Below are 25,099 nucleotides of genomic sequence, written 5' to 3' on the forward strand. Positions count from 1 at the left end.
CCATGGGCTTGAATGTATATGCACCGGCCTCTATCGGTAATCTAAGCGTTGGTTTTGACATTTTAGGGGCGGCCTTATCGCCAATAGATGGCTCCCTGCTGGGGGACAGCGTCAGCATTGAGAGCAGCACCACGGGAGATTTTTCTCTGCAGTGCGTGGGGCGCTTCGTTGACAAACTACCGGCGGATCCCAAGCAAAACATTATCTACGATTGCTACTTGGCCTTTCGTAAAGCGATGGCCGATATGGGGCGTACCGATGAAGTTGCTGTGAGTATGGTGCTGGAAAAGCACCTGCCCATCGGCAGTGGTTTAGGCTCCAGTGCCAGCTCTATTGTCGCAGCGTTTTATGCGCTGAATGAGCATTACGGTAAGCCATTTTCTGAAGCGCAGCTGCTGGCGATGATGGGTGAGCTGGAAGGCCAGATTAGCGGATCTATCCACTATGATAATGTCGCGCCATGCTACTTAGGTGGCATCCAGCTGATGCTGGAACGAGACGGCAGGATCAGTGAAAGCTTACCTGTGATTGAAGATTGGTATTTTGTCTCTGCTTATCCTGGTATTTCTATTTCGACTGCTGAAGCTCGTTCTATTTTGCCAAATCATTATAGCCGTGCCGATATCATCGACCATGGACGTTACTTAGGTACTTTTATCCACGCGTTATATCGTGGTGATGGCCAGCTGGCTGCCGAATCGATTCGTGATGTGGTGGCAGAGCCTTATCGCAAACAGCTTATTCCTGGCTTTGACGCTATGCGGGAACAGATGATGGCAGATGGCGCTTTGGCGGTGGGTATCTCAGGATCAGGCCCTAGCGTGTTTGTTATTACCGATTCAAAAGAAAAAGCCGAACAGATGCATCAGTGGATGCAAGCTAACTTTATTCAAAACGATCGTGGCTTCAGTCATGTCTGCCAGATCGATACCCTGGGTACCCGGGTTCTGGAGGAAACAGCATGAACTTGTACAACATCAAAGACCATTCTGAGCAGGTCAGTTTTCAACAAGCAGTAAGACAAGGCTTGGGCCGTAACCAAGGTCTGTTCTTTCCAGCTGACTTACCTTTCTTCGACAATATCGATGAACTGTTGGCGATGGACCTAGTGAGCCGTAGTAAGGTGATCCTTGGCGCATTGATTGGCGAAGAACTGTCAGATGAAGCATTAGAAGGCATGCTTGGCCGGGCGTTCCATTTTCCCGCGCCAGTTAAAAAAGTGACTGATAAAATCTCAGCGTTGGAGTTGTTCCATGGCCCAACGTTAGCATTTAAAGATTTTGGTGGCCGCTTTATGGCTCAGTGCCTGCGTGAGTTCGGTGGCGGCCAGAAGATCACCATCTTAACTGCTACCTCAGGCGACACTGGTGCTGCTGTGGCGCATGCTTTCCATGGCATCGATAATATCGATGTGTTGGTGATGTATCCGAAAGGTAAGATCAGTAAGCTGCAAGAAGCGCTGTTCTGTACCCTAGGTGACAACATCCATACCTTGGCCGTTGAAGGGACTTTCGATGATTGCCAAACGATGGTGAAGCAAGCCTTTGATGATGTTGAATTGCGTGAAGCTGTTGGCCTGAACTCTGCCAACTCTATCAATATCAGCCGTTTGATGGCGCAGATCTGTTACTACTTTGAAGCCGTGGCGCAGATGCCAAAAGAGGCAAGAGATAATCTGGTGATCTCGGTGCCTAGCGGCAATTTCGGTAATTTGACTGCTGGCCTGTTAGGCAAAGCGATGGGATTACCGGTGAAGCGCTTTATTGCCGCGACCAACGTTAACGATACGGTACCTCGCTATCTGCAAACGGGTGAGTGGGCGCCAAAAGAAACTATCCCGACTCTGGCCAACGCCATGGATGTGAGTGCGCCAAATAACTGGCCACGCATTGAAGAGCTGTGCAAGGTGAAAGGTTGGGGCTTGGACCAATTAGGTTATGGTGCTATTGATGATGCCACGACGGTCAGCACCCTGCAGGCGATGAACGCCGAAGGATATCTGTGCGAGCCCCATGGCGCGATTGCTTATCATGTGCTGAATGAGCAACTGCAGGAAGGAGAATATGGCCTGTTCCTGTGTACTGCGCATCCAGCTAAGTTCAAAGAGAGTGTCGATGAAGCACTGTCTATGGATCTGCCACTACCTAAGCCACTGGCTGACGCCGCAGAGAAACCATTGTTATCAGAGACTATTGCTGCTGATTTCAGCTTGGTTCGCGCAAAGCTGATGAGTTTGTAGTGCTAACTTCGCTTTAGTGATAGTTCAGCAAAAGGCAGCCAATCAAGGCTGCCTTTTTTAATGGGGATAACTGACGCCTACAATCCATTCTGATCAGTGACTTCACTGGGGCTAAGGTAGTTTCAAGCTACAAAAAAACCGCCTGCTGGCGGTTTTTTTACACAGGTAACAAAGGTCGGTGGACGTCGACCTGAGTATTACAGGCTTTCTGTAAATGTACGAGTGATCACGTCACGCTGCTGTTCAGGAGTCAGTGAGTTAAAGCGCACTGCATAGCCTGATACGCGGATAGTCAGCTGTGGGTAGTTCTCTGGGTGTGCAATCGCATCTTCCAGTGTTTCACGGCTCAGTACGTTCACGTTCAAGTGCTGGCCACCTTCAACTTTAGGTGCTGCCATTTCCATTGCCACTTCTTTGTACTCGATGTTGCCTAGCTTAGATAGGGCTACAACTTCGTCTTCGGCGTACAGGTCATCTTTGACACACAGGCAGCGTGCTTCGCTTGCTGCTTCATCCAACAACCAGAAAGAGTTGATCAAGGCGTCGTTGTCGGCTTTAGTGATTTGGATACCGATAGTCATAATATTACCCTCAAAAGAGTTAAAAAAAGGATTTCAAATTCTGAATTGATTTGTATCACGAAAGAGGTATCTGAAAATTGATCCAGCGCAATGAAAGTGCTGGATCAGGGTGTTATGCAGCTTTTTTTATCAGGCTGCGTAGATACTGGATCTCTGCCGGCCACAGCGTTTCATCAATGGTTTCCAAGACTAACGGAATATTATCAAAGCGAGTATCTGGCATGATGTACTCCCATACAGCGTTACCTATGGTGCCCATGCCCAGACTATGGTGGCGGTCAACACGGCTGCCTAGCGGGTTCTTAGAGTCATTGAGGTGCATAGCGCGCAAGTACTGAAAGCCAACGACCTGTTCAAACTGTTGAAATGTTTTTTCACAAGCTTCATGACTGGTTAAGTCATAGCCCGCAGCAAAGCTGTGGCAGGTATCGAGACAGATACCGACGCGAGATTTATCTTCTACCTGCGCGATAATTTCGGCCAACTGCTCAAAGCTATGGCCAAGATTGCTGCCTTGGCCGGCGGTATTTTCGATCACGGCGCAGACGCCTTGCGTCTTATCTAGAGCGATATTGATCGATTCAGCAATGCGGCTCAGACATTCAGAGACGGTGATCTTCTTCAAGTGGCTGCCGGGATGAAAGTTCAGTAGTGACAGCCCAAGCTGTTCACAGCGCTGCATCTCGTCAATAAAAGCAGCGCGGCTACGTTCAAGGCCTGCTGCTTCTGGGTGTCCCAGATTAATCAGATAGCTATCATGGGGCAGGATCTGATCACTTTTGATGTTGGCTTTGTCGCAGTTAATTTTAAACTGCTCAATGTTTTTTTGTTCCAGCGGTTTGGCGTCCCAGCGGCGCTGATTTTTGGTAAATAGGGCGAATGCGTTCGCACCAATTTTTTCGGCGTTGAGGGGGGCGTTTTGTACGCCACCCGAGGCACTAACATGGGCACCAATAAACTTCATGGCGAGCTTCTCTAGGTTCTGATAATGATTGAGCGACAGTGTAACCTCCTTGCTTAGACAAACAAGCGGCTGTCAGCGGGATTGTTTGGCCCTGATTAGTGTTGTTGCATCGCTTTGGCTTAGTTACTCTGGCACACAAATTTATATACTAGGGTGACTAACGTGGGTTTCGCGAGCTGGCAGGAGTTAATCGAACAAGAGCAACAGCAGGCCTATTTCCAGCAGACCTTGCAGGCGGTGGAGCACGCAAGGCGATCTGGTGTCACTGTCTATCCACCCCATGAGCAAGTTTTCGAAGCCTTTCAAGCGACTGGACTAGAGCAATTAAAGGTGGTGATCTTGGGGCAGGACCCATACCACGGCCCAGCTCAAGCTCATGGCCTCTGTTTTTCTGTGCAACATGGGGTTACTCCGCCCCCTTCTTTAAAGAATATCTATAAAGAGTTAGCCAATGATGTTTCGGGTTTTCAGATCCCCACACATGGCAATCTTCGCCCGTGGGCTGAGCAAGGGGTGTTGTTGCTTAATACTGTGCTGACGGTGGAAGCTGGCAAAGCCCACTCCCATGCCAAGTTCGGCTGGGAGACATTTACCGACGCAGTGATCGCTAAAATTAATCAGCATCAGCAAGACATCGTTTTCATGTTGTGGGGGGCGCATGCCCAGAAGAAAGGCCGGATGATTGATCGCCAACGTCATACCGTACTTGAGGCGCCGCATCCATCACCACTGTCTGCTCACCGGGGTTTTTTTGGCTGTGGCCATTTTTCTCAGGCCAATGACCGCCTTGTCGCTCTCGGTAAAAATCCCATTCAGTGGCAGGTGTAGTGGGTCAAAAATAGGGGATTCATGACTGAAATGAATATTTTGTGAAGCAGATCGCTAGAACGTCTGCCTATTCAATGAGTTCTATTAGTTTTGGTCAAAAATGTGTCACTTTCCTCGGGCTATGATGGGAACATATGACTCAGATGTCGGTCACAATTTTATAACAGGTACTCACCTCGTGGGGATGAGCTGCTTATACTGGTTGTTCAGCTTTTAACTCATGGCTTATATAAATCAACCATTTAGACCATCGGGAGAGGTCCTATGCTCGAACTAATACACAATGACCATAAGAACTTGGCAATACTAATCCAGTTGCTGAGAGAGCGTCATGCCGCATTGGTAGAGAAGGGGGAAGTCAATTACAGCCTGATCCGGGATGTGGTGGATTACATGCAGGAGTACGCTGACAAGTATCATCATAAAGTGGAAGACGTGGTCTATGACTACTACCTCACCCATAAATGCCAACAGAGCAGTGAAGGGAATAAGTTGTCGGTTGAGCATAAAAAGCTGGAATTGAATACCGATGAACTGCGCACCATGCTTGATATGATCCTCAATGATTGCGTGATCCCTCTGGATCAATTCGCCGATAAGCTCGGTGAGTTTATCGCGATGCAACAAGCGCATATGGATTATGAAGAGCAACATATTCTGCCAGAACTAGCAGCGGTGATGACTAAAGATGATTGGCAGGCGGTAGCAGACAAATTCCCGGTATGCCCCGGAGCTACTCTTGAAGAGGCGAAAGCGACGGCACAGCGCCTTGATCCTTTGTTTGGACAACAAGTAGCAGAGCAATACAAAGATCTAGCCAAGCGTCTACAGACCCGAAATGAGTGTGTTAGCGTTTAGGCTTATCGCCTGATATTAAGCGATTTGGATGAAATAAAAAGCCCCGGACAGAATCCGGGGCTTTTTTTATATTTCTAAGTCATCTAACTCTAAATCATGTGCCCAATCAATATCTTGCAACTCTTTCTTTAACCTGAAACGCTCTTGAATAGATTCGATTTCACGCCATTTACGTTTTTTTTGTCTGCTCCCCTTAGGCCCGCGCTCTTGTCCGGCAACTTCTAATGCTAAACGCTCCATGCTTACCTCCGGTTTTATATTGTTGGCAATTACGGTGATATCATAACCAGGTTAAAAATAAAACGATGATGTTGCGCTTTTGTTATTGCGTCACACTTTCTTTGGTTATTTTCACTTGTCAGATCCCGTTGTTTATCCCTGAATGCCTAACGTCTCTGCGCTTTGTGCGCCACTTTGTTGTTTAACAACGATCAATTCCGTTCTTCGCTAGTTGTGTTATCTTTCACCGTCTCCTTAGAACAAGGTTTTTGGGGAGCTAAGGGCACCATTGGGTTCGCTAGCACAAACTCAGTGACAAGCTATATTGATAGCGACTTGCCCTCGCGCAACACTTGTTAGCCCGAATGAATTGAATGCGCTCGCCTATGGCGTGCGTGACCGGAACTGATCTCAAGACTTTCACTGGAAAGGAGCACCTATGCTTCAGGCAATAAACCCGACTCAAACCGCAGCATGGAAGGCGCTTAGCGACCACGCTGAGCAGATGAAGAAAACTGACATTGCAGCCTTATTTGCAAATGATGCGGCTCGTTTTGACAAATTTTCACTACAATTCCACGACATTCTTTTCGACTATTCGAAGAATTTGCTTACCGAAGAGACGCTGGCCAAGTTGTTGGCGTTAGCTGAGCAAACAGAGCTGAAAGATGCGATCGACAAGATGTTTGCCGGCGATGAGATCAATGCCACGGAAGGGCGTGCAGTACTGCACGTCGCCCTGCGTAACCGCAGTAATACACCAGTATTAGTTGATGGCGAAGATGTCATGCCAGCCGTGAATAAAGAGCTGGCGAAGATGAAAGCTTTCTGCGAGAAAGTGCATTCAGGTGAGTGGAAAGGTTACACCGGCAAAGCGATCACTGACGTTGTGAATATCGGCATCGGCGGTTCAGATCTTGGCCCGGTGATGGTGACTGAAGCGCTTAAGCCATATTGGAAAGGGATCACGCCACACTTTGTTTCCAACGTCGACGGCACTCATATTGTTGAAACATTAAAGAAAGTGGATCCAGAAACGACCCTTTTCTTGATTGCATCGAAGACATTTACTACTCAAGAAACCATGACCAACGCCCACAGTGCGCGCGATTGGTTCTTGAAGGCAGCCGGTGATGAAGCGCATGTCGCTAAGCACTTCGCCGCTTTGTCTACCAACCAGAAGTCAGTAGAAGCGTTCGGTATCGATAGCGCCAATATGTTTGAGTTTTGGGACTGGGTTGGTGGTCGTTACTCCTTGTGGTCAGCGATTGGCCTATCCATTGCGTTGACCGTTGGTTACGACAACTTCGAACAGTTGCTTCAAGGCGCTCACGATGTTGACCAACATTTTGCTACCGCAGAGATGGACAAAAATGTGCCTGTACTGATGGCGCTAGTTGGTCTTTGGTATGGCAACTTCTTTGGTGCCGATAGTGAAGCTATTTTGCCTTATGACCAGTACATGCATCGTTTTTCTGCGTACTTCCAGCAGGGCAACATGGAAAGTAACGGCAAGTATGTTACCCGTGATGGTGAAGCGGTAGATTATCAAACTGGCCCAATTATTTGGGGTGAGCCGGGTACCAATGGTCAGCATGCGTTTTACCAGCTTATCCACCAGGGCACCAAACTGATCCCTTGTGATTTTCTGGCACCAGCCGTGAGCCACAATCCGATTGGTGATCATCATCCGAAGCTGTTGGCTAACTTCTTTGCGCAAACTGAAGCGTTGGCGTTTGGTAAAGACCGTGCCACCGTGGAAGCTGAGTTGAAAGCGGCAGGCAAATCCGACGCTGAGATCGCTGAATTGGCACCGCATAAAGTGTTCTTGGGTAACCGTCCAACTAACAGCATGCTGTTTAAACAGTTAGACGCACGTACCCTGGGTCAATTACTTGCGTTCTACGAGCACAAGATTTTTGCCCAAGGCGTTATCTGGAATATCTTCAGCTTTGACCAGTGGGGCGTAGAGCTTGGTAAGCAGCTAGCTAACCAGATCCTGCCTGAACTGACTAACGATGATGCAGTAAGCAGCCATGACAGCTCGACTAACGGTTTGATCAACGCTTATAAAGCGATGGCGAAATAGTTAGCGCGATGATTGCTAGAAAAAAGGCCGCATTTGCGGCCTTTTTTGTGTTTGCAGTAAAGGAAAGCGAGCTAAGGTGGCTATAGCTGTTTGTTCAAAATGGCTTCTAGCTTCAGTTGGTCTGCGGCAAAGTTACGGATCCCTTCGGCCAGCTTCTCAGTAGCCATGGCATCTTGGTTGAGCTGCCAGCGAAACTCCGCTTCAGTCAGCGGCTCAGGTTTTGGCTTAAGTTGGGTTGGGGAGTTTAGCTTCCGCACGATGCTTGTGTTGGCTTGGCTTAACTCTTCTAGTAGTCCTGGACTGATCGTCAGTCGATCGCATCCGGCCAGTTCAATGATCTCGCCACTGTTGCGAAAGCTGGCTCCCATCACCACGGTTTGATAACCATGCTGTTTGTAATAGTCATAAATGGCGGTGACAGACTGCACGCCAGGATCTTCAGCAGCGCTGTACTCTTTCTTGTCCGTATTCGCTTTATACCAGTCGAGGATACGGCCAACAAAAGGCGAGATAAGAAAGGCACTTGCTTCAGCACATGCTCGGGCTTGAGCAAAGCTAAATAGTAGTGTCAGGTTACAATTAATCCCTTCCTGCTCCAATTGCTTGGCGGCACAGATCCCCTCCCAGGTAGCGGCGATCTTAATCAGAATACGGTCATTGCTAATTCCGGCTGCGTTGTACAGCTTGATCAACTTGCGCGCTTTCTCCAGCGTTGCCTCAGTATCAAAAGAGAGGCGGGCATCCACTTCTGTTGAAATACGGCCGGGTACCAGTTTTAGGATCTCCAGGCCAACATTGACGGAGAGCTTGTCACTGGCATCAATCAGTTGCTGAGTGGGATCGGTGCTTTGGGCTTTGGCCCAGGCAATAGCATCATCGATATAGGGCTGGTAATCAGGGCTCTGTACGGCTTTCAGCAGTAATGATGGATTTGTGGTGGCGTCTTGCGGCTGGCTGCGGGCGATCGCGTCTATATCACCGGTATCCGCGACCACTGTGGTCATGGTTTTGAGTTGTTGCAGTGTATTCGCCATGGTATTCCCTGAATGTTGTTCGTTAGCTTCTCATATTGTTATTCTGCCGGTTGCTCCTGCTTCCGGGGGCTTACTATAGCCGATGCTTATCCTTTGACAAAGGTGTGATGATATCGGTGTCGTTAATCTGATTAACTGGATAGACTTGTCGGCGGATGATTAGAATCAGGTGATGCTAAATTACCTGGGCGTTTACGCTTTAAATGGCTTGAGTTGTGCCATTGATGGGGATGCATGAGTGCAGTAGCAAACCAGTTTTATAAACGCCAGCGTTTGTTGGTGGTAGATGACTGCGCACCAATCCGTACAGCCATCAAAGGGATGCTACAAACCTTGGGCTGTGAAGATATTCAAACCGCCGCTAATGGTGAGCGTGCCCTGGCACTGTGTGAAACCCGTCCGTTTGATATTGTCTTGTGCGATTACAATCTCGGTGATGGCAAAGACGGTTATCAGTTGTTTGAAGAGCTGAAGCAACGGGCGCTGATCCAGCCGGAAAGTCTGTTTATTTTGATCAGTGCTGAAAATCGCCGCCAGGTGGTACATGGGGTGATCGAACTACAACCTGATGACTACCTGATTAAACCGTTTAGCTACGTCAGTTTAGGGCGCCGCCTTGCCCGTGCATTTATCAAAAAGCATTCATTAGCTTCAGTTTACCAAGCGCTGCGTGATGAGAACCTCGAAGATGCAGCAGAGCAGTGCTACCTTGCTGTGAAAAATGTGCCAGAGCATAAGCTCTTTGCCATGCGCATGCGCGGTGAGCTGTTGGTTAAATTAGGCCACTATCAGCGGGCGTTTGACCTGTATGCGGAAGTGCTGAGTGAACGTGACCACCCTTGGGCGATGCTCGGCTTAGCGATCACGCGCTTTCATTTAGGCCAGATCCGCGAAGCTAAATTGATGTTTGAGGCTTTATTAGAGCGAGCCGAAGTGCGGGTAGAATCGTTTGATTGGCTTGGACGGGTAGCTATCAGGGCGAAGCAGCTGGAAGCAGCACAGGAGTTTTTTGTCGAAGCCAGTAAACTCTCGCCGAGAAACATTGAACGTCAACGTGCTATTGCCCATTTAGCGATGGCGAATGATCAGCTAGAGATGGCGGTTAAAGCGCATAAGAAAATTGTTGAAGGGATCCGGCATTCGGTGCACGAAACACCACTTCATCACCTTAATTACGCCCGCTGCCTGGTCGATCTGGCGATCGAGAGTAATGATTTAGTGGCTGTGCGTTGCGTGAATCGCGCACAGGACGTGCTACGTGATACCTGCCGCCGCTTCAACAGTGAGTTGCTTGATTCGCAAAATCAGATTTTGAATTCCCGTATCAGTGTGTTGAAAGGCGATATCGAAACCGCTCGTGTGTTGCTGGATCCGCAGCTTATTGCAGAGCCTTTACACAATATTGAAGATCAGTTAGATAAGGCCAAAGCCTTGTTTGGGGCTGGAGAACCGGAGCAAGCGGAAGAGGTGATGTCGCAGATAGCGCAGATGAAGTCCGATGATGAACTCTCTGCGGCTACGCTCGGGGTGATTGTTGAGCGAGAGTCACAGCGGCAGCGGGTATTCAATGACAAGATCCGTCAGCTCAATAGTGATGGCATGGAGCTCTATCAGATTGGTGCGTATGGCGAAGCATTGGATTGCTTCATCGAGGCATTTGATATGATGCCTCACAGCGCCAGCTTGGCGCTGAACTTAGCACAAGCCTTAAGCAAAGCCTGGTCGTCAAAGCTCTCTCGGCTACAAGTTTTGGCGCTAGGGAAGCGCTGTAAATCTGTGATTGAACAATCGCCTTTGACTGAGCATAACGCCAAGCGCTATGACGCCATCAAGAAGGAGTTAGAGAGCGTCCTCAGTTCTCCGCGCTAACCTGCTACGCTTTGCTATATTTCTTCCGTAAACAAAACCACCATGCTTCCAATACAGATAGTCTCTGGAGATATCACCAAGCTTACCGTTGATGCCATAGTCAATGCCGCTAATCCCAGTTTGTTGGGGGGCGGTGGCGTTGATGGCGCTATTCATCGTGCCGCAGGGCCTGAATTGCTGGCCGTATGTCGCCGGTTGGGAGGTTGCGCTGCTGGTGACGCAAAGATCACCCCTGGTTTTAACTTGCCTGCTAGCTATATCATTCATTGCGTTGGCCCGGTTTGGCATGGCGGCACGCGAGGTGAAGCTGAACTGTTAGCCTGCACCTATCGGCAAGCGATGGCATTGGCGGCCGAACACCGACTGCAGAGCGTTGGTTTCCCTGCCATTAGTTGTGGCATCTATGGTTATCCGTTGGCGCAAGCAACTCAGGTGGCGCTCCAAACCATTGAGCAGTGCCGCCGACAAGGTGCTGGCTTGCCAGAAAAAGTGTTTCTGGTTGCCTTTGCTGACAACGATCAGCAAGTGATGAGCCGGGTTCTGGCAGACTGCGGCGCAGAATAAGTTAGATCATTTATTATCAGTCAGTGGCTGATGGAGGAAAAATGCTGGATTTTATTAACCTTATTAACGGCGTGTTGTGGGGAAACCTGTTGATCTATCTGTTACTCGGAACAGGTATTTTCTTTACCGTGCGTTTAGGGTTTATTCAGTTTCGCCACTTTGGTCATACTTTTACCGTTTTACGCCATTCACGCAAGAGCAGCAGCCACGGTATCTCATCATTTCAGGCGTTATGTACGAGTCTGGCAGCCCGTGTCGGTACGGGTAACTTAGCCGGCGTCGCGACGGCGATCATTGCTGGTGGCCCGGGTGCTGTTTTTTGGATGTGGTTGATTGCATTGATTGGGATGGCCACCAGTTTTGCGGAATCGACGTTAGCTCAGGTCTATAAGGTGGAAGATGATCAGGGGCTCTATCGTGGTGGTCCTGCCTACTATATGGAAGCCGGCTTGGGTAAGCGGTGGATGGGAATACTGTTCGCCATCGCGTTGATCCTCTGCTTTGGTTTGGTATTTAACGCCGTGCAAGCCCACGAGATCAGCAAGGCGATGGAGCAAGCATTTGAGGTGCCGCGAATCGTCAGTGCGGGGGTGATGGTTGTTTTGGCGGGTTTCATTGTCTTTGGCGGCATGCGCACTATCGCTCGGTTTGCCGAGTTGGTCGTTCCGGTGATGGCGTTGGCTTATATCATTATCGCCTTTGGTGTTGTGCTGTTTAATATTGATCAAATGCCACGGGTGCTTAGCAACATCATAGGTAGTGCATTTGGCTGGCATGAAGCGGGTGCCGGGGCATTGGGGTATACCGTGATGGCAGCGATGATGAACGGTATCAAGCGCGGCTTGTTCTCCAATGAGGCCGGTATGGGTAGCGCACCTAATGCGGCTGCCAGTGCAGAGCCTTATCCTCCGCATCCGGCATCTCAGGGTTATGTGCAGATGTTAGGGGTGTTTATCGATACGTTGGTGATATGCACGGCGACCGCAGCGGTAATTTTGATTGCCGATACCACAGGTGCTGATGGTGTGAGTGGTGTGCAGTTGACCCAGCTGGCACTCTCTTCGTTGGTTGGTAACTGGGGGGCGGGTTTTGTTGCCGTGGCTTTGCTGTTTTTTGCCTTTACCTCGATCGTGGCAAACTATGCCTATGCTGAAAGTAATTTGGTGTTTCTTGAACATAAACATCTTGCCGGTTTGAACTTGTTCCGCTTATTTGTGTTGGGAATGGTGGTATTTGGTGCCTTGGCGCAAAGCGATCTGGTGTGGAGTTTGGCTGACACCAGTATGGGCTTGATGGCGATTATTAACTTGGTCGCGATCTTGCTGTTATCGAAAGTCGTGGTCGCTTTGGCGCGTGATTACCATCAACAACAGCGCGAAGGCAAAGTGCCAACGTTTGATCGCAAGCAATTTCCTGAGCTGGATAAGCAGATCGCTCCTGGTGTGTGGGAAAATAAAAACTAATTAGATTATCGCTGCGGTATCGAGCAATGATCGATGTGATAAGAAAGGAGACGACCAGTCTCCTTTTTAATGCCCAAGCTTTTAATTCAGAGGGGCTCAGAAATAGAGCCAAAACTAACGCTTTTTTCCTGATCGTCTATATTAAAATTATCTTGTGAACGGATACGCGAGCTTAATATGACAAGGACAGTGCTTTCCCTTCTCCTTTTTTTGCCTTTAATCAGCGCCGAAGCGGTTTCTGCTAACGACTTTGAAGTGCCATGTGCGGCTTTGAATCAGAGTTGCTTGGCACAAAACCGATCTCGCCTAGAGAGTGGTGATGCCGCAGCACAATACTGGATGGGGCGTTATCAGTTTTATCATTGGTCTGACTTTGACACCGCCTATGGTTGGTATCAGCGCGCAGCGCTGCAGGGTTATGCGCCTGCTAAGCGCACGTTGGCGCTATATCATCTGCATGGTGCAGGCGGTTTGGAGACGAATATCTCGCTGGCTTTCACATTGCTTATTCAGGCATCGGAGCAGGGGGACGCTAAAGCGTATTTTTTACTTGATAAACTGGATAAGAAATCCGCGCTGGTGGCGCTAAATAGTCGCTCGTAGAGAGCACAAAGGACTTGGCGCGGCAGGCCGCTATGATATAGTCAGGGCTTGATTTTCTGCTCTGGAATGCCTGATGCTCGCTGTTATTTCGCCAGCTAAAACGCTGGACTATGAAACCCCGCCAATCACCGACTACTACTCACAACCAGAGCTGCTGGAACACTCACAAGAGTTGATCCAACGTTGTCGTCAGCTGACGCCAGATCAGATCGCTTCGTTAATGAAAATTAGCGATAAGCTGGCAGGATTGAATGCCGCCCGCTTTCAGGAGTGGCAGCCGGATTTCACTCCGGAGAATGCCAAGCAAGCCCTGCTAGCATTTAAAGGGGATGTGTATGACGGGATGGATGCCACCAGTTTTAGTGATGATGACATTGCTTGGGCACAGGACCACCTGCGCATTCTGTCTGGGTTGTATGGTTTACTAAAACCGCTCGATTTGATGCAGCCTTATCGCTTAGAGATGGGAACCAAATTAGATACCGCCAGAGGCAATAATCTGTATCAGTTTTGGGGCAACATCATTACCGAACAACTCAGCAAAGCCTTGTCAGCACAAAACGACAGGGTGTTGATTAACCTAGCCTCTAACGAATATTTTAAATCGGTAAAACTTAAGCCGCTGAAAGCCTACGTGGTCACACCTGTGTTTAAAGATCTGAAAAATGGGCAATACAAGGTGATTAGCTTTTACGCGAAAAAAGCCCGCGGCATGATGGCGCGCTATATTTTGCAAAACAGGATCCAGGACCCTGAGCAGTTGAAGCTGTTTGGCGAAGGTGGGTATTACTTCTCGGGCCCAGACTCCACTGAATATCAGTGGGTATTTAAACGCGATCACACTTAGGCAAGCCGTTCATCTTGATGGCAAACCACAGGTCTTGGATATTGTGTTTTGCCATCATAACTATGTGACCGCGACATGGGTATTCGCCGCACTCAGAGCCGAATTTGCTTCTACCATTAGAGTTATCCGTTCACTGACTTCATTCATCTGGACATTTAGTCTCAGGAGACTCTCATTATGCCAAATATTCAGCTTCACAATATGCAAAAATCGGTAACTTCATCTGCTGTTTTTATCATTCTCTTTATCGTGGCTTTTTTTGCTAACGCTTCAGAAGTGGCGAGTGGGGACTTGCGTGCGGCGATCCGCAGCGCGGGTTTTTCTTGTCACCAAGTCATTAACGTAAAAAGTGCCGGTGATAATGACTGGGTTGTAAAATGTAATGCTGGAAAATATCGTGTTAAGCGAGATCCAAATGGCCAATTTACCGTGAGTCAGGTTGAGTGAATAGAGGTAGTCTAGGAGCGCAACCGCAGAAAGTGTCGATGTATGTTGTTCAAATGGAAGATTATTCTCCCGCCCTGTCGATGTCTGGGCTAAACGAGGGGATGACATCAGTTTGCCGCTAGAAAATCGAAGAAGAGAGTGATGATGTGGGATCAAGAGTATGCCACTGAGCAGTATGTGTATGGCAAATTGCCCAATGATTTTTTAAAGGAGCGCTATCAAGCCATTCCAATGGGCAGGGTGCTTTTACTGGCCGAAGGAGAAGGGCGAAACGCCGTTTTTCTGGCGAAGCAAGGGTATGCGGCAACGGCCGTCGATATCTCTTCGGTCGGCCTGGAGAAAGCTAAAAAATTGGCTGAACAAAGCGCTGTGGATATCGAACTTATTTGTGAAGATTTGGCCACATTTGAGCTCGGAGAAAGTCAATGGGATGGCATAGTGTCTATCTATTGCCATTTGCCACCAGCGCTGAGGCAAGATCTGTACAAACGTATTGAACGTGCACTTAAGCCTAACGGTGTTTTTTTACTTGAAGGCTATCGGCCAGCGCAATTGGCATATAAAACAGGCGGACCACCTGTTGCAGAGATGATGATAGCAAAGGAAACGTTAGTTAAAGAGTTGCCTAATCTGACATTCAGTCACCTTGAAGAGCTGGAGCGCGAAGTGGTGGAAGGTATTAATCATCATGGTGTAGGCGCCGTAGTGCAGGCGATCGGCACGCTTAGGCAATAGCTCTGAACCTCCGACCTAACTCATTATGAACCCCATTGTCAGGCGTCACTTTGCCTGATATTGCCATTGGTCTCCGACCTTGATTGTTTTTGATACACCATCAACCAATATCGCATTTTGGCCGAAAAATGCGCCTGCTTTTACGTCGCCTAGGGTGGCCATCTCGGTCAATGCGCGTAGCGGCTGTCCCGTTGGTTCTTGGCGCTTACCTGACTGTTGAACAACCGTGATCATTGGGCAGCGCTCGCACGGTTTGCGCAGTGCCAAGCTGTAGTCATCATGGCTCACCTCTGAGACATGATTTTCCTGAAAGGCTGACCAACCGGTGACAATGATATTGGGACGAAAACGACTCATCGGTATTGTTGGTAACCCTTGTGCTGCCAGCACATTGTTGAACACCTCCAGTGACGCTTGATTAGCTAGTAGGTATGGATAACCATCGGCGAAATGGGTATTGGCACTTTCCCCTTGGCGAAGGTGGCTCTGACTGACCGGTCGCTGGGCTTGCTCAGCGAAACGAACCAAGCGTAACGGGCGGGGCCATTGTGTACCAAGTACCTTGGCTAACCATTGCGAAACTGAGTCACCTTCATCCGTTGCTTCCACCTGATCTTTCCAGACAGTGACATCCATCAGCGGCAACGGCACGTGTGTCGTGCGCTTAAGGGGGATGCTGAATGGTTCATGGCCTTCGGCACTTAGGAGCAGTTGTTCTGGTTCTATGGCTGTTTTGATCGCTGCCAGGGCGGGACATTGACGCTGGGTGACGAAACGCCCTTTGCTATCGACCAGCATCCACTGCCGATCATATTGCAAACCTTCGACGCTTAACTGCGCTTCAGTTAAAGAGATGCCAGCCAGTGATTTCACCGGATAGATATACAGATGGGTGACCACACATGACATGACAAGACTCCGTTGATAAAGGCGATGCAGGGGCATAGGTTAGTCTAAATTAGGTAACCCAGGGTAGAGGGCGGCCATCACCTGGCTCGGTTCTAGTGGGTAACCGAGCGTCGCTAACTGCGCTATGGCTTGCTTTGGTGATTGCAGCACATGTCTTTGTGAATGTCGACTGACACCCGCCATCATCTTATCGAGCAGGTGTACCTGCAGGTTTTTTAGCGACACGATGTTGATGCTGTGTGCCATCTCATGGGTTTCACACCACTGCATCAGCTCGTTTAACGCCGGCATAATCTCTGGGCCACCAAGTTGCCAGTGCCGGATATCCGTGACGCGAACCCAAGGCTTGCCAGCAAGGGGTAATGCTGCCGCGATCACTCTGTCTCGATAACTCTCCGAGAATAGCTGATTGACACTACCTTCGACGGTGATCCAGAGAACCTGACCAAATGCGTGACATTGTGCTTGCCCATGTTCTTGCATTGCCAGTACTCCCCTATGTGCTGGTTATCGTTAGTGGTTATGTGAAGCACAATGTGAGTGGTTATTTTCACCACCATGGTCACCTGGGGCCACGATAGCATCGAGTTCTATGGTGAGGTGTTTGATCTCAGTAAAAGGTTTGAGCCGAGCGCGGAAATCGTCAATTGAGTTTGCCGCATGGCTTCTTAGACTGATGACGGCGGCATATTGATTGGGCGCTGTTTGCCACAGATGCAGATCGGTAACGCGGGTTTGTTCTACTGCGTGCAGTGCTTCTACGATCGCCTCACATCGAGCCTTTTTGGGGGCATGGTCGAGCAACACTTCGCTGGTTTGTTTCAGTAGCCCTAATGCCCAACGGCTGATGACAACTGCACCAACAATCCCCATTAAGGGGTCCATCCAGTACCAACCCATCCATTTGCCTGTCAGCAGCGCTAATATCGCTGTTATTGAGGTCAGCGCATCTGCCAGCACATGCATGTAAGCGGCACGTAAGTTGTGGTCATGATGATGCTCTTTATGGGAGGCGTGGCCATGAGGAGCATGCTCGTTGTGAGCATGATGTTCAGTATGATGATGGTTATGCCCGTGGTGATCATGGCCATGGTGGTGGCCGCCTGCCCCCATCAATAGCCAGGCGCTTAACAGGTTGACCGACAGACCGATAATGGCCACAACAATGGCTTCATTGAAACGGATCTCGGAAGGAGATATGAGCCTTTCTACCGATTCCATCGCCATAAATAGTGCGACCACCGCGAGGGCGACCGCACTGGCAAAGCCACCGAGTGAGCTGACCTTGCCTGTACCAAAGGTGAAAGTGGCGTTTTGCGCATGGCGGGTGGCATAGCGATAGGTAAATAGCGTGATAGCAAAGGCGGCAACGTGGGTCGCCATGTGCCAGCCATCGGCCAATAGTGCCATCGAGCCATATACGGTGCCTGCGATGATCTCGATGACCATAGTGACAGCCGTCAGCCAAAGCACATACCAGGTACGTTTTTCTCCCTGAGTATGGTCTGGCTGATATCTATGTTTGGGGCAGCTTGGTACCACGTTTTTCTGGTTCATAACTCACTGTGAATGCAGACGCTTTAAGAGTCTGTTGTTTTAGCTGCACTGCTCTTCGCTGCCGACTTTTTTACTGCGCGTTTTAGTTGCTTCTTGGCTTTGCGCTTAGCTTGTACGGCGGTGAGCTTCTTCTTACCGGCTTTGCCTTTCCCTTTACCGGGCAGTCGGGCTTCCCGGTTTTGTGGCGCCAAGCCTTTTATGGTTCGACGTTTTAACTGCTGCTCGGTATAACGCTCGATACGTGACAAGTTGGCCATGTCGTGGGCTTCAATCAGACTGACAGCGATCCCTTTGCGTCCGGCCCGTGCGGTACGACCAATCCTGTGGACATAGATATCGGCGGTGCGTGGCAAGTCATAGTTGATGACATGAGAGATCTCTGGGATATCCAGCCCGCGAGCGGCCACATCGGTGGCTAGCAATATATGAGTATCGCCGTCGCGGAATTTCTGCAGTGCCTCGTTCCGTCGATCTTGTGCCATTTCACCACGGATCCAACTATGCACAATATTGGCATTGTCGAGGGCTGCAGACAGCTCCATCAGGCGGTCACGTGTCTTAACGAAGACAATGGCACGTTGCGTTTCTTCATTTGTTAGGATGGATGCGAGTAACGCTTGTTTATGTTTAAGGTTGTCTGCTAGGTGCACCCACTGCACAATTTTATTGGCTTCGCGGCGTGGAGGCTCGGAATGAACCAAGGCTGGCTCTTTGAGCACATCGCGGGCAAATTTCTCTAAACCTTTGCCTTCCAAGGTGGCTGACAGTAGCAACGTTTGCTTGCGCCAACGGGTCTCGTCGGCGATGCGATCCATTTCAGCGATGAAGCCCATATCTAGCATGCGGTCGGCCTCGTCCAGGATCAGGCATTCAACCGCACGACAATCAAACACTTCGCTGTTGATATACTCCATTAATCGCCCAGGTGTCGCGACCACCAGATCACAACTGCCGTGCAAGGTACCGACATGTTTTTCATATTCGACCCCGCCGGTGATTGAAGCGCATTTCAGCTCAGTAAACTGGGTCAGGGTAATGGCGTAATCCAGCACTTGCTGGGCTAATTCTCGGGTTGGCACTAAGACAAGAATTCGGGGCGGCCCGGGTTTTCTGCGGGGAAAATCGATCAAATGCTGCAGTGCCGGTAACAAGAACGCCGCTGTTTTCCCCGTGCCTGTTGGGGCGGACGCCATCACGTCACGATCATCTAAGGCGAACGGGATCATCTCCTGCTGCACTGTGGTTGGGCGAGAGTGGCCTAACTCCGCTAAGGCACGGATCAGTTCGGGAGCGATATCTAAGGATTCAAAATCTGGCGTCATGGCTGGTCATATTTTACGGCACAATAGCTCTATTCTAACTCAGGCTGCGGCAACCGGCAGCAGCTATCTGGCTGTGAAGTAAATAAAAACAGCATGATTTGAAAAAAATGGCCTAACTTATGGCAGCCTTGGTTTGCGCAAGCTTGTCAGCGTGTTAATGTTTTTCGTTAATTAGTTACTAAAGCTTGGTGGTTTTTGCTTGCCCGTGTAGGCAATACGGCGACCATGTTTTGAATTATCTAAATGAGGTAATCGCTTGTCCCGTCCACTGAATACCGCTGATACGCTCGGTTTAGGTTTTATGTTATTGGCCTTTTTCTTAGGGGCAGGAAACTGGATCTTTCCGCCGATGGCGGGACAGCAAGCGGGGCACGAAGTGTTGCCTGCTACCTTGGGCTTTTTGATCACGGCCGTTGGCTTACCGCTACTGGGAGTGATCTCGCTGGCTGCTGCTAGAGGTGGTTTAGCCCAGTTGGGCCGTTACTTGCCTGCGGGCGCAAGTTTACTGTTGGCGTTAGCGATTTACATCGTGATGGTGCCAGGATTTGGTATTCCCCGCACGGCCTTGGTTGCTTTTGAGATGGGGTTTAAGCCTTTTTTCACTGAAGTGAACCAAGATTTTTTATTGGCCGGTTTCTCTCTTGGCTATTTCTCTTTGACCTTCTGGTTGGCGTTAAATCCGAGCAAGTTACTCAATCGCATTGGTAAATTTATTGCGCCGTTGATGTTGGTATTGATTGCAGTACTTGGCTATGTGGTGTTTACCGCACCACTGGCACCGATTGGTGAGGGGCAGGGTGAGTTTGTTGCGACGCCGTTTACCAAAGGGTTTCTTGAAGGTTATATGACCATGGATCTGCTGGCAGCCATGCTGTTTGGCGTATTGATTATTAATACTTTGAAAGACAAAGGTGTTGAAGCACAACGTCATCAATACAGCAGTTTGATTTTAGGCGGCTCTATTGCCGCTATTGGTTTAGCCTGTGTTTACATCATCTTGTTCTACATGGGGGCAACGAGCCATAGTGTGGCGCCAGGCGCTGCCAATGGCGGTGAAGTGTTTACCCTTTATATGTCAGCATCGATGGGCTTGGGTGGGCAACTGGTACTGGCGTTTGTCGTGGGGCTTGCCTGTCTGACAACGGCTGTTGGCGGCACCAGTGCCTGTGCTGAGTATTTTGTTGAGCGCTGGCCAAAGCTTTCCTACCGTCCGACGCTGTTTGTTTTAGTCGCCATCTGTACCTTGGTCGCCAATATCGGGTTATCGGCACTTATTGGTGCTTTTATCCCAGTGCTGTTTGCTGTGTATCCATTGGCGATTGTCTTGGTATTACTCAATTTGTCAGCCAAATGGCTACCGGCTCCGACGCGTACGTTTTGTTGGGCTGCGGTATTTGCTTTGCTCTTTGGTTTGTGTGACGCGGCAAGATTTCTTGGCATACTCGATAAGATCCCAGGGATTGAGTTGTTGGATAGTGTGCCGCTGTTCGATTTAGGTTTAGGTTGGGTTGTTCCGGTGTTGTTGGTGGTGGTGTTAACTGTGATTGGGCCGCGAGAAGAAGCCCCTACAGAAACCTCGGCAGTGCAGGATAATGGCGATTCGTAACTTATAATTTTATTAATTTATCAAAAAGTTAAACTAAAATGTCAGAGACTAAACAGCTATCTACCACTGATATATTTGCTTTAGGTTTTATGACCTTTGCTTTCTTCTTGGGGGCGGGAAATATTATTTTTCCACCGTTAGCAGGGCAGCAAGCGGGTACGGAGTTTGTGCCAGCGATGGCGGGCTTTCTGTTTACCGCAGTGGGGTTACCGTTGCTGACTTTGTTGGCCTGTGCAAAAGCCGGTGGTGGGTTGCCCCGCATGACCCGCCTGTTACCTAAGGGGGTGGGGATTGCCATCACCTTGGCTATTTTCATTGTTATTGGCCCCGCCTTCGCTACGCCCCGCACCAGCCTTGTGGCTTTTGAAATGGGTTTTAAGCCATTCTTATCTTCAGCAGAGCCACAAGCTTGGGTGTTGCTGACCTATTCTATTGGTTTTTTCATTGTGGCTGCTTCTTTGGCTCTGCATAGGGGGAATCTGATCGACTATATCGGTAAGATCCTCACGCCTGTTTTGATCCTTTTGCTATTGGTGTTATCGGTCACTGTATTGATGAACCCATTGGGAGATGCCGTCGCACCAGTAGGTGATTACGTCAGCCAACCGTTCACTAAAGGCTTTCTTGAAGGTTATAACACCATGGACACCTTTGGTGCCTTGATGTTTGGCATGCTGATCGTTGACGTACTGCGCAAGAAAGAGATCAGCGATGTGAAGTTGCAAACTCGCTACCTGATATTTGCTAGCATTATTGCTGCTAGCGGCTTAGCTTTTGTTTATATGTCATTGTTCTATTTGGGTGTAACCAGCAATGATGTCGCGCCCAATGCAGCCAATGGTGGCGAGGTGTTTGCACGTTATGTGCAGGCGATGTTCGGGGGGCCTGGTAAGCTGATTTTGGCCGCCGTTGTGACGCTGGCTTGCTTAACCACTGCCGTTGGGCTGATCAGTGCATGCGCTGATTACTTCAATCGTCTTTGGCAAAAAGTCAGTTATCAAGGCTGGGTTATTATCATCGCCGTGTTGTGTGCCATCGTGGCAAATGTGGGTCTGACTCAGTTGATTGCCGTTTCTGTACCTGTGCTGTTTGCGCTTTACCCTGTGGCGATTGCCTTGGTTATCCTCAATCTACTGGTCGATAAGTTGCCCAATCCGAAGTTGGCATTCTATGCCGTGCTGTCTATTGCGCTATTGATGGCTCTGCTGGATGCGATAAAGGTGACTGGATTGGTTGAAGATGAAGGGCTGGCATTTGCTCAAGCCCTGCCTCTGTTTAGTTATGGCCTTGCTTGGTTGTTGCCGGTGACCGTGGTGTTGGTTGGCTCGTTTATGATGCCTAAAGCTGCGGTGACTAATTCTTGATGAGATGAAGTTGTTTTGCATTAAAAAAGCCGCTTGCCATTGGAAGCGGCTTTTTTATTGACGGCCTAAATGAGCCAATGAGATCTCACTCTGCGCTGAGAGCATTCAGTTCGTTGAGCAACTGATCGCACCAGGTCGCTATACGGTTGTCACTGAGCTCATATTGGGTTTCATCGTCGAGTGCTAAGCCGACAAAAAATTTGCCATCTTGGGTTAACGCTTTCGAGCCAGTAAACTGATAACTATCATCATTTGGCCAGTAACCTAGTATCTCTGGAGCTTGCGGTGCAATGGCGTCGTGCAACATGCCCATCGCATCTAAGAACCATTCACCATAGCCCTCCTGATCTCCCATGCCAAAGATAGCCACTATCTTTCCGTTCAATGAGAGGTCATCAATGTCTGACCAGTGCGACTCCCAATCCTCTTGCAGTTCACCATAGTCCCAGGTGCTGATGCCGAAGATTAACATCTCATAGTCGGCAGTCTTAGCTAAAGACACCTCTTTGATATTGTGGAGATCGACGAGATCATGACCCAGTTGATCGCGGATCTTTTCTGCCGCCATTTCGGTGTAGCAAGTGCTGGAGCCAAAAAACAAACCTATTTTCATCACATCACTTCTTTAAACTAACGCTTTACCCAGACTATCACTCAATGGTATCAAATCCCTTTCCCCTGCACATAGCGGTATCCATGTTAGAGCCTCTGCCTTCCGGTTATTTTGATGCCCCCTTTGGTCGCGTCGCCATCTTTGATAACGGTGGTGAGTTAGAGAAACTGATCTACCTGCCTGAAAGCTCAGCGCTAGGTGCTCCAAGTGCATTGACCCGTGAGGTTAAGCGTCAGTTAGCGGCGTACCTCAAGGAGCCTGCTTTTCGCTTTGATTTGCCGTTACTGCCGCAAGGCACCGAGTTTCAATCCAGGGTATGGCAGCAGCTGTTAGCCATTCCGGTTGGAGAAGTGCAAACCTATGGTGAGATGGCGGCGGCACTGGGCAGTGCCGCGCGCGCAGTGGGGGGCGCGTGTCGGCGTAATCCGTTACCGTGGGTTGTGCCTTGTCATCGCGTCGTTGCCAGCGGCAGCTTGGGCGGCTTTTCTGGCGCAAGACAAGGACCTATGCTGGAGATTAAACGTTGGCTGTTGTGCCATGAGGGAGCGGTTAGCAGTGAATGATAACCTAGAGTGCGATAAATATATTCGGCGGTTCCGGGAATATTTGTTGTTAGAAAAGGGATTGAGTAAGCACACCATTGCGGCCTATCAAACCGACCTGAATCACTTTTTCAGTTGGCTGCAAGGGCAGGAGCTCACGCCATTTGTGTTAGATCATCTGCATCTGCAGCAGTACCTGGGTAGTCGATTGGAAAAAGGGCTGAGCGCTCGCAGTAATGCCCGGCTGCTCAGTACGTTGCGTCACTTCTATAAATTTGCTCGTCGCCATGAATGGACCGATCTGGATCCGACCGCGCTATTAGAGGGGCCGCGTTTGCCTGCTGGTTTGCCGAAAACGCTCAGTGAAACGGATGTCGATAACTTGTTGCAAGCGCCGTTGTTATCTGAGGCGATTGGTTGGCGTGATAGAGCGATGTTAGAGGTGCTCTATGCTTCTGGTTTACGCGTGTCTGAGTTGGTTAACTTGCGCCTATCGGAAGTTTCACTGCGGCAGGGATTGGTGCGGGTCAGTGGTAAAGGCAATAAAGAGCGCTTGGTGCCGCTAGGTGAAGTTGCGTTGGATTGGCTCCAAAAGTACCTCGCAAATGGGCGACGAGAGCTGTTGGGGCCACATCAAGAGAGCGATGTGATTTTCCCCGGACGCTATGGCCAACCGATGACCCGGCAAACCTTTTGGCACCGGATTAAGAAATATGCGCAGATGGCTGGGATAAACACCGACTTATCACCTCATACGCTGCGTCACGCTTTTGCTACGCACCTGTTAAATCATGGTGCCGATCTGCGTGTAGTGCAGATGTTGTTGGGTCACAGTGATTTATCAACAACACAGATCTATACCCAGGTTGCACGAGAGCGCTTAAAGTCGTTGCATAGTGAGCACCACCCCAGAGCGTAAAATCGCTGCTGGTCAGTGGCTAGCAGCGGAGGTAAACTGCGGGCTAGCTATTTTCTGAGAAGTGGCTTTTGGCAATTACCCAAGTGGTTTGTAAATACCCACTTCGATATGTAATTTTTCTCGGTGAACGGGGTCTAATAGGTATCCCATTGAAGCAGGTTTTTTTGATGACTGGTAAGAAGATATTTAAGTGGTTGCTGTTGGTGAGCGCAGCGTTATTGACGTCGGCGTATTTCGTGGTATCAACTGCGTCGGAATCGACAGCAAAGTTTGATCCTGAGCAGCAGGTGCTTGCGGATAAGTTGAATGCGTTACTGAATACGGAAGTGATTACGTTAACGCCATCGCCGATCCAAGGCTTTTATCAGGCGCTGACCGATGCTGGCGTGTTCTATATCAGTTCTGATGGCGCTTTGCTGATCCAAGGGAAAGTGTACAACATTGATGGGCAGCCAAAAGATTTGACTGAGTCGGCGATGGCCGGAGAACGGTTGAAGCGCTTAGCTGCTGTAGAAGATAGTATGATCAGTTACCCGGCAAAGAATGAAAAATATGTGGTGACTATCTTTACTGATATTGATTGTGGTTATTGTCGCAAGCTGCATAGCCAGATGGAAGAGTACAATGATCTGGGTATTACCGTACGTTACTTGGCTTACCCTCGTTCGGGTCCGAACTCTCCAAGTGGTGATACGATTGCCTCTGTATGGTGTGCTGACAATCCAGCGCAGGCGATGACCAATGCCAAATCAGGTAAGGCTCTGAAGAAAGCTAAATGTGATAACCCAGTTGCGCAACATTATAAACTGGGTGGCGTGTTCGGCGTGCGCGGAACGCCAGCGATTATTCGTCCGAACGGTGAGATGTTGGGCGGTTATCTGCCGCCACGTCAGCTGCTTGCTACGCTTGAACAGCAATAATATTTTT

26 protein-coding genes are annotated in these 25,099 nt (G+C 49.3%); 17 read left to right on the plus strand and 9 right to left on the minus strand.

Annotation, left to right across the window (positions count from 1 at the left end):
* Positions 1-2: 2 nt before the first annotated feature.
* Together thrB and thrC are read left to right on the plus strand one after the other, a co-directional pair.
* Positions 3-965 (plus strand): homoserine kinase, encoded by a 963-nt coding sequence (thrB, locus tag EZV61_RS03075; protein ID WP_130566449.1) that lies wholly within the window; start codon positions 3-5, stop codon positions 963-965.
* Positions 962-2,239: a threonine synthase gene (gene thrC, locus EZV61_RS03080; protein WP_114337238.1), complete on the plus strand. Its 1,278-nt coding sequence runs from the start codon at positions 962-964 to the stop codon at positions 2,237-2,239. The genes thrB and thrC overlap by 4 nt, the downstream gene beginning before the upstream one ends.
* A gap of 197 nt (positions 2,240-2,436) precedes the next feature.
* On the opposite strand, the gene grcA is transcribed toward thrC, so the two are convergent.
* Both grcA and nfo read right to left on the minus strand, forming a co-directional pair.
* A complete protein-coding gene (gene grcA / locus EZV61_RS03085; protein WP_114337239.1) occupies positions 2,437-2,820 on the minus strand; it encodes an autonomous glycyl radical cofactor GrcA in 384 nt (127 codons plus the stop codon).
* Between the two features lie 112 nt (positions 2,821-2,932).
* Positions 2,933-3,784: a deoxyribonuclease IV gene (nfo, locus tag EZV61_RS03090; RefSeq protein WP_131414295.1), complete on the minus strand. Its 852-nt coding sequence runs from the start codon at positions 3,782-3,784 to the stop codon at positions 2,933-2,935.
* Between the two features lie 162 nt (positions 3,785-3,946).
* On the opposite strand from nfo, the gene ung reads away from it, so the two are divergent.
* Together ung and EZV61_RS03100 are read left to right on the plus strand one after the other, a co-directional pair.
* A complete protein-coding gene (gene ung, locus EZV61_RS03095) occupies positions 3,947-4,612 on the plus strand; it encodes a uracil-DNA glycosylase (protein WP_131414296.1) in 666 nt (221 codons plus the stop codon).
* Positions 4,613-4,876: 264 nt separating this feature from the next.
* Complete coding sequence (locus EZV61_RS03100) at positions 4,877-5,470, plus strand: hemerythrin domain-containing protein (RefSeq protein WP_114337242.1); 594 nt, start codon at positions 4,877-4,879, stop codon at positions 5,468-5,470.
* A 66-nt stretch (positions 5,471-5,536) separates the two neighbouring features.
* On the opposite strand, the gene EZV61_RS03105 is transcribed toward EZV61_RS03100, so the two are convergent.
* Entirely contained in the window at positions 5,537-5,710 is a 174-nt protein-coding gene (locus EZV61_RS03105) for a DUF3545 family protein (RefSeq protein ID WP_114337243.1), read from the minus strand.
* A gap of 418 nt (positions 5,711-6,128) precedes the next feature.
* Between EZV61_RS03105 and pgi the strand changes: the two genes are divergently transcribed.
* The gene (gene pgi, locus EZV61_RS03110) at positions 6,129-7,778 is read left to right on the plus strand and encodes a glucose-6-phosphate isomerase (protein WP_131414297.1); all 1,650 of its coding nucleotides are present in this window, start codon (positions 6,129-6,131) and stop codon (positions 7,776-7,778) included.
* A gap of 80 nt (positions 7,779-7,858) precedes the next feature.
* Here the strand turns inward: pgi and tal are convergent, their stop codons facing one another.
* Entirely contained in the window at positions 7,859-8,812 is a 954-nt protein-coding gene (gene tal / locus EZV61_RS03115) for a transaldolase (RefSeq protein ID WP_131414298.1), read from the minus strand.
* A 234-nt stretch (positions 8,813-9,046) separates the two neighbouring features.
* Here tal and EZV61_RS03120 point away from each other — a divergent pair, with 234 nt between their 5' ends.
* The 7 genes from EZV61_RS03120 (at position 9,047) to EZV61_RS03150 (ending at position 15,340) form a co-directional block, all read left to right on the plus strand.
* The gene (locus EZV61_RS03120; protein ID WP_131414299.1) at positions 9,047-10,681 is read left to right on the plus strand and encodes a response regulator; all 1,635 of its coding nucleotides are present in this window, start codon (positions 9,047-9,049) and stop codon (positions 10,679-10,681) included.
* A 42-nt stretch (positions 10,682-10,723) separates the two neighbouring features.
* Complete coding sequence (locus EZV61_RS03125) at positions 10,724-11,245, plus strand: O-acetyl-ADP-ribose deacetylase (RefSeq protein ID WP_131414300.1); 522 nt, start codon at positions 10,724-10,726, stop codon at positions 11,243-11,245.
* Positions 11,246-11,286: 41 nt separating this feature from the next.
* On the plus strand, positions 11,287-12,708 hold the full coding sequence (locus EZV61_RS03130; protein WP_131414301.1) for an alanine/glycine:cation symporter family protein: 1,422 nt from the start codon (positions 11,287-11,289) through the stop codon (positions 12,706-12,708).
* A 177-nt stretch (positions 12,709-12,885) separates the two neighbouring features.
* Positions 12,886-13,311, plus strand: a complete 426-nt coding sequence (locus tag EZV61_RS03135) for a tetratricopeptide repeat protein (RefSeq protein ID WP_131414302.1) — start codon at positions 12,886-12,888, stop codon at positions 13,309-13,311.
* Between the two features lie 73 nt (positions 13,312-13,384).
* The gene (gene yaaA, locus EZV61_RS03140; protein ID WP_131414303.1) at positions 13,385-14,158 is read left to right on the plus strand and encodes a peroxide stress protein YaaA; all 774 of its coding nucleotides are present in this window, start codon (positions 13,385-13,387) and stop codon (positions 14,156-14,158) included.
* 177 nt (positions 14,159-14,335) lie between these two features.
* Complete coding sequence (locus EZV61_RS03145) at positions 14,336-14,605, plus strand: hypothetical protein (RefSeq protein WP_114337251.1); 270 nt, start codon at positions 14,336-14,338, stop codon at positions 14,603-14,605.
* A gap of 141 nt (positions 14,606-14,746) precedes the next feature.
* Positions 14,747-15,340, plus strand: a complete 594-nt coding sequence (locus tag EZV61_RS03150; protein WP_240695142.1) for a class I SAM-dependent methyltransferase — start codon at positions 14,747-14,749, stop codon at positions 15,338-15,340.
* A 45-nt stretch (positions 15,341-15,385) separates the two neighbouring features.
* On the opposite strand, the gene EZV61_RS03155 is transcribed toward EZV61_RS03150, so the two are convergent.
* Genes EZV61_RS03155 through srmB form a run of 4 tightly spaced genes read right to left on the minus strand, consistent with a single transcriptional unit; the run spans position 15,386 to position 19,128 of the window.
* Positions 15,386-16,249 (minus strand): MOSC domain-containing protein, encoded by an 864-nt coding sequence (locus tag EZV61_RS03155; RefSeq protein ID WP_131414304.1) that lies wholly within the window; start codon positions 16,247-16,249, stop codon positions 15,386-15,388.
* A gap of 39 nt (positions 16,250-16,288) precedes the next feature.
* Positions 16,289-16,732: a hypothetical protein gene (locus tag EZV61_RS03160; protein WP_131414305.1), complete on the minus strand. Its 444-nt coding sequence runs from the start codon at positions 16,730-16,732 to the stop codon at positions 16,289-16,291.
* 30 nt (positions 16,733-16,762) lie between these two features.
* Positions 16,763-17,806 (minus strand): CDF family Co(II)/Ni(II) efflux transporter DmeF, encoded by a 1,044-nt coding sequence (dmeF, locus tag EZV61_RS03165; RefSeq protein ID WP_131414306.1) that lies wholly within the window; start codon positions 17,804-17,806, stop codon positions 16,763-16,765.
* 23 nt (positions 17,807-17,829) lie between these two features.
* Positions 17,830-19,128, minus strand: coding sequence for an ATP-dependent RNA helicase SrmB (srmB, locus tag EZV61_RS03170; protein ID WP_114337256.1), 1,299 nt, complete (start codon positions 19,126-19,128; stop codon positions 17,830-17,832).
* 256 nt (positions 19,129-19,384) lie between these two features.
* Here srmB and brnQ (EZV61_RS03175) point away from each other — a divergent pair, with 256 nt between their 5' ends.
* Positions 19,385-20,734: a branched-chain amino acid transport system II carrier protein gene (gene brnQ / locus EZV61_RS03175; RefSeq protein ID WP_114337257.1), complete on the plus strand. Its 1,350-nt coding sequence runs from the start codon at positions 19,385-19,387 to the stop codon at positions 20,732-20,734.
* Positions 20,735-20,772: 38 nt separating this feature from the next.
* On the plus strand, positions 20,773-22,098 hold the full coding sequence (gene brnQ / locus EZV61_RS03180) for a branched-chain amino acid transport system II carrier protein (RefSeq protein WP_130566465.1): 1,326 nt from the start codon (positions 20,773-20,775) through the stop codon (positions 22,096-22,098).
* Between the two features lie 85 nt (positions 22,099-22,183).
* Here the strand turns inward: brnQ (EZV61_RS03180) and fldB are convergent, their stop codons facing one another.
* Positions 22,184-22,711 carry a flavodoxin FldB gene (fldB, locus tag EZV61_RS03185; RefSeq protein WP_131414307.1) on the minus strand — a complete coding sequence of 176 codons (528 nt, stop codon included), beginning with the start codon at positions 22,709-22,711 and terminating at the stop codon, positions 22,184-22,186.
* 83 nt (positions 22,712-22,794) lie between these two features.
* Between fldB and EZV61_RS03190 the strand changes: the two genes are divergently transcribed.
* From EZV61_RS03190 to dsbC, 3 genes are all read left to right on the plus strand, one after another.
* Positions 22,795-23,274 (plus strand): methylated-DNA--[protein]-cysteine S-methyltransferase, encoded by a 480-nt coding sequence (locus EZV61_RS03190; protein ID WP_131414308.1) that lies wholly within the window; start codon positions 22,795-22,797, stop codon positions 23,272-23,274.
* On the plus strand, positions 23,267-24,172 hold the full coding sequence (gene xerD / locus EZV61_RS03195; RefSeq protein WP_425455758.1) for a site-specific tyrosine recombinase XerD: 906 nt from the start codon (positions 23,267-23,269) through the stop codon (positions 24,170-24,172). Before EZV61_RS03190 ends, xerD begins: the two co-directional genes overlap by 8 nt.
* A 167-nt stretch (positions 24,173-24,339) precedes the next feature.
* Entirely contained in the window at positions 24,340-25,092 is a 753-nt protein-coding gene (dsbC, locus tag EZV61_RS03200; RefSeq protein WP_130566468.1) for a bifunctional protein-disulfide isomerase/oxidoreductase DsbC, read from the plus strand.
* The last annotated feature ends 7 nt before the right edge of the window (positions 25,093-25,099 follow it).

Source organism: Corallincola luteus, assembly GCF_004336975.1.
Taxonomy (GTDB): domain Bacteria; phylum Pseudomonadota; class Gammaproteobacteria; order Enterobacterales; family Neiellaceae; genus Corallincola; species Corallincola holothuriorum.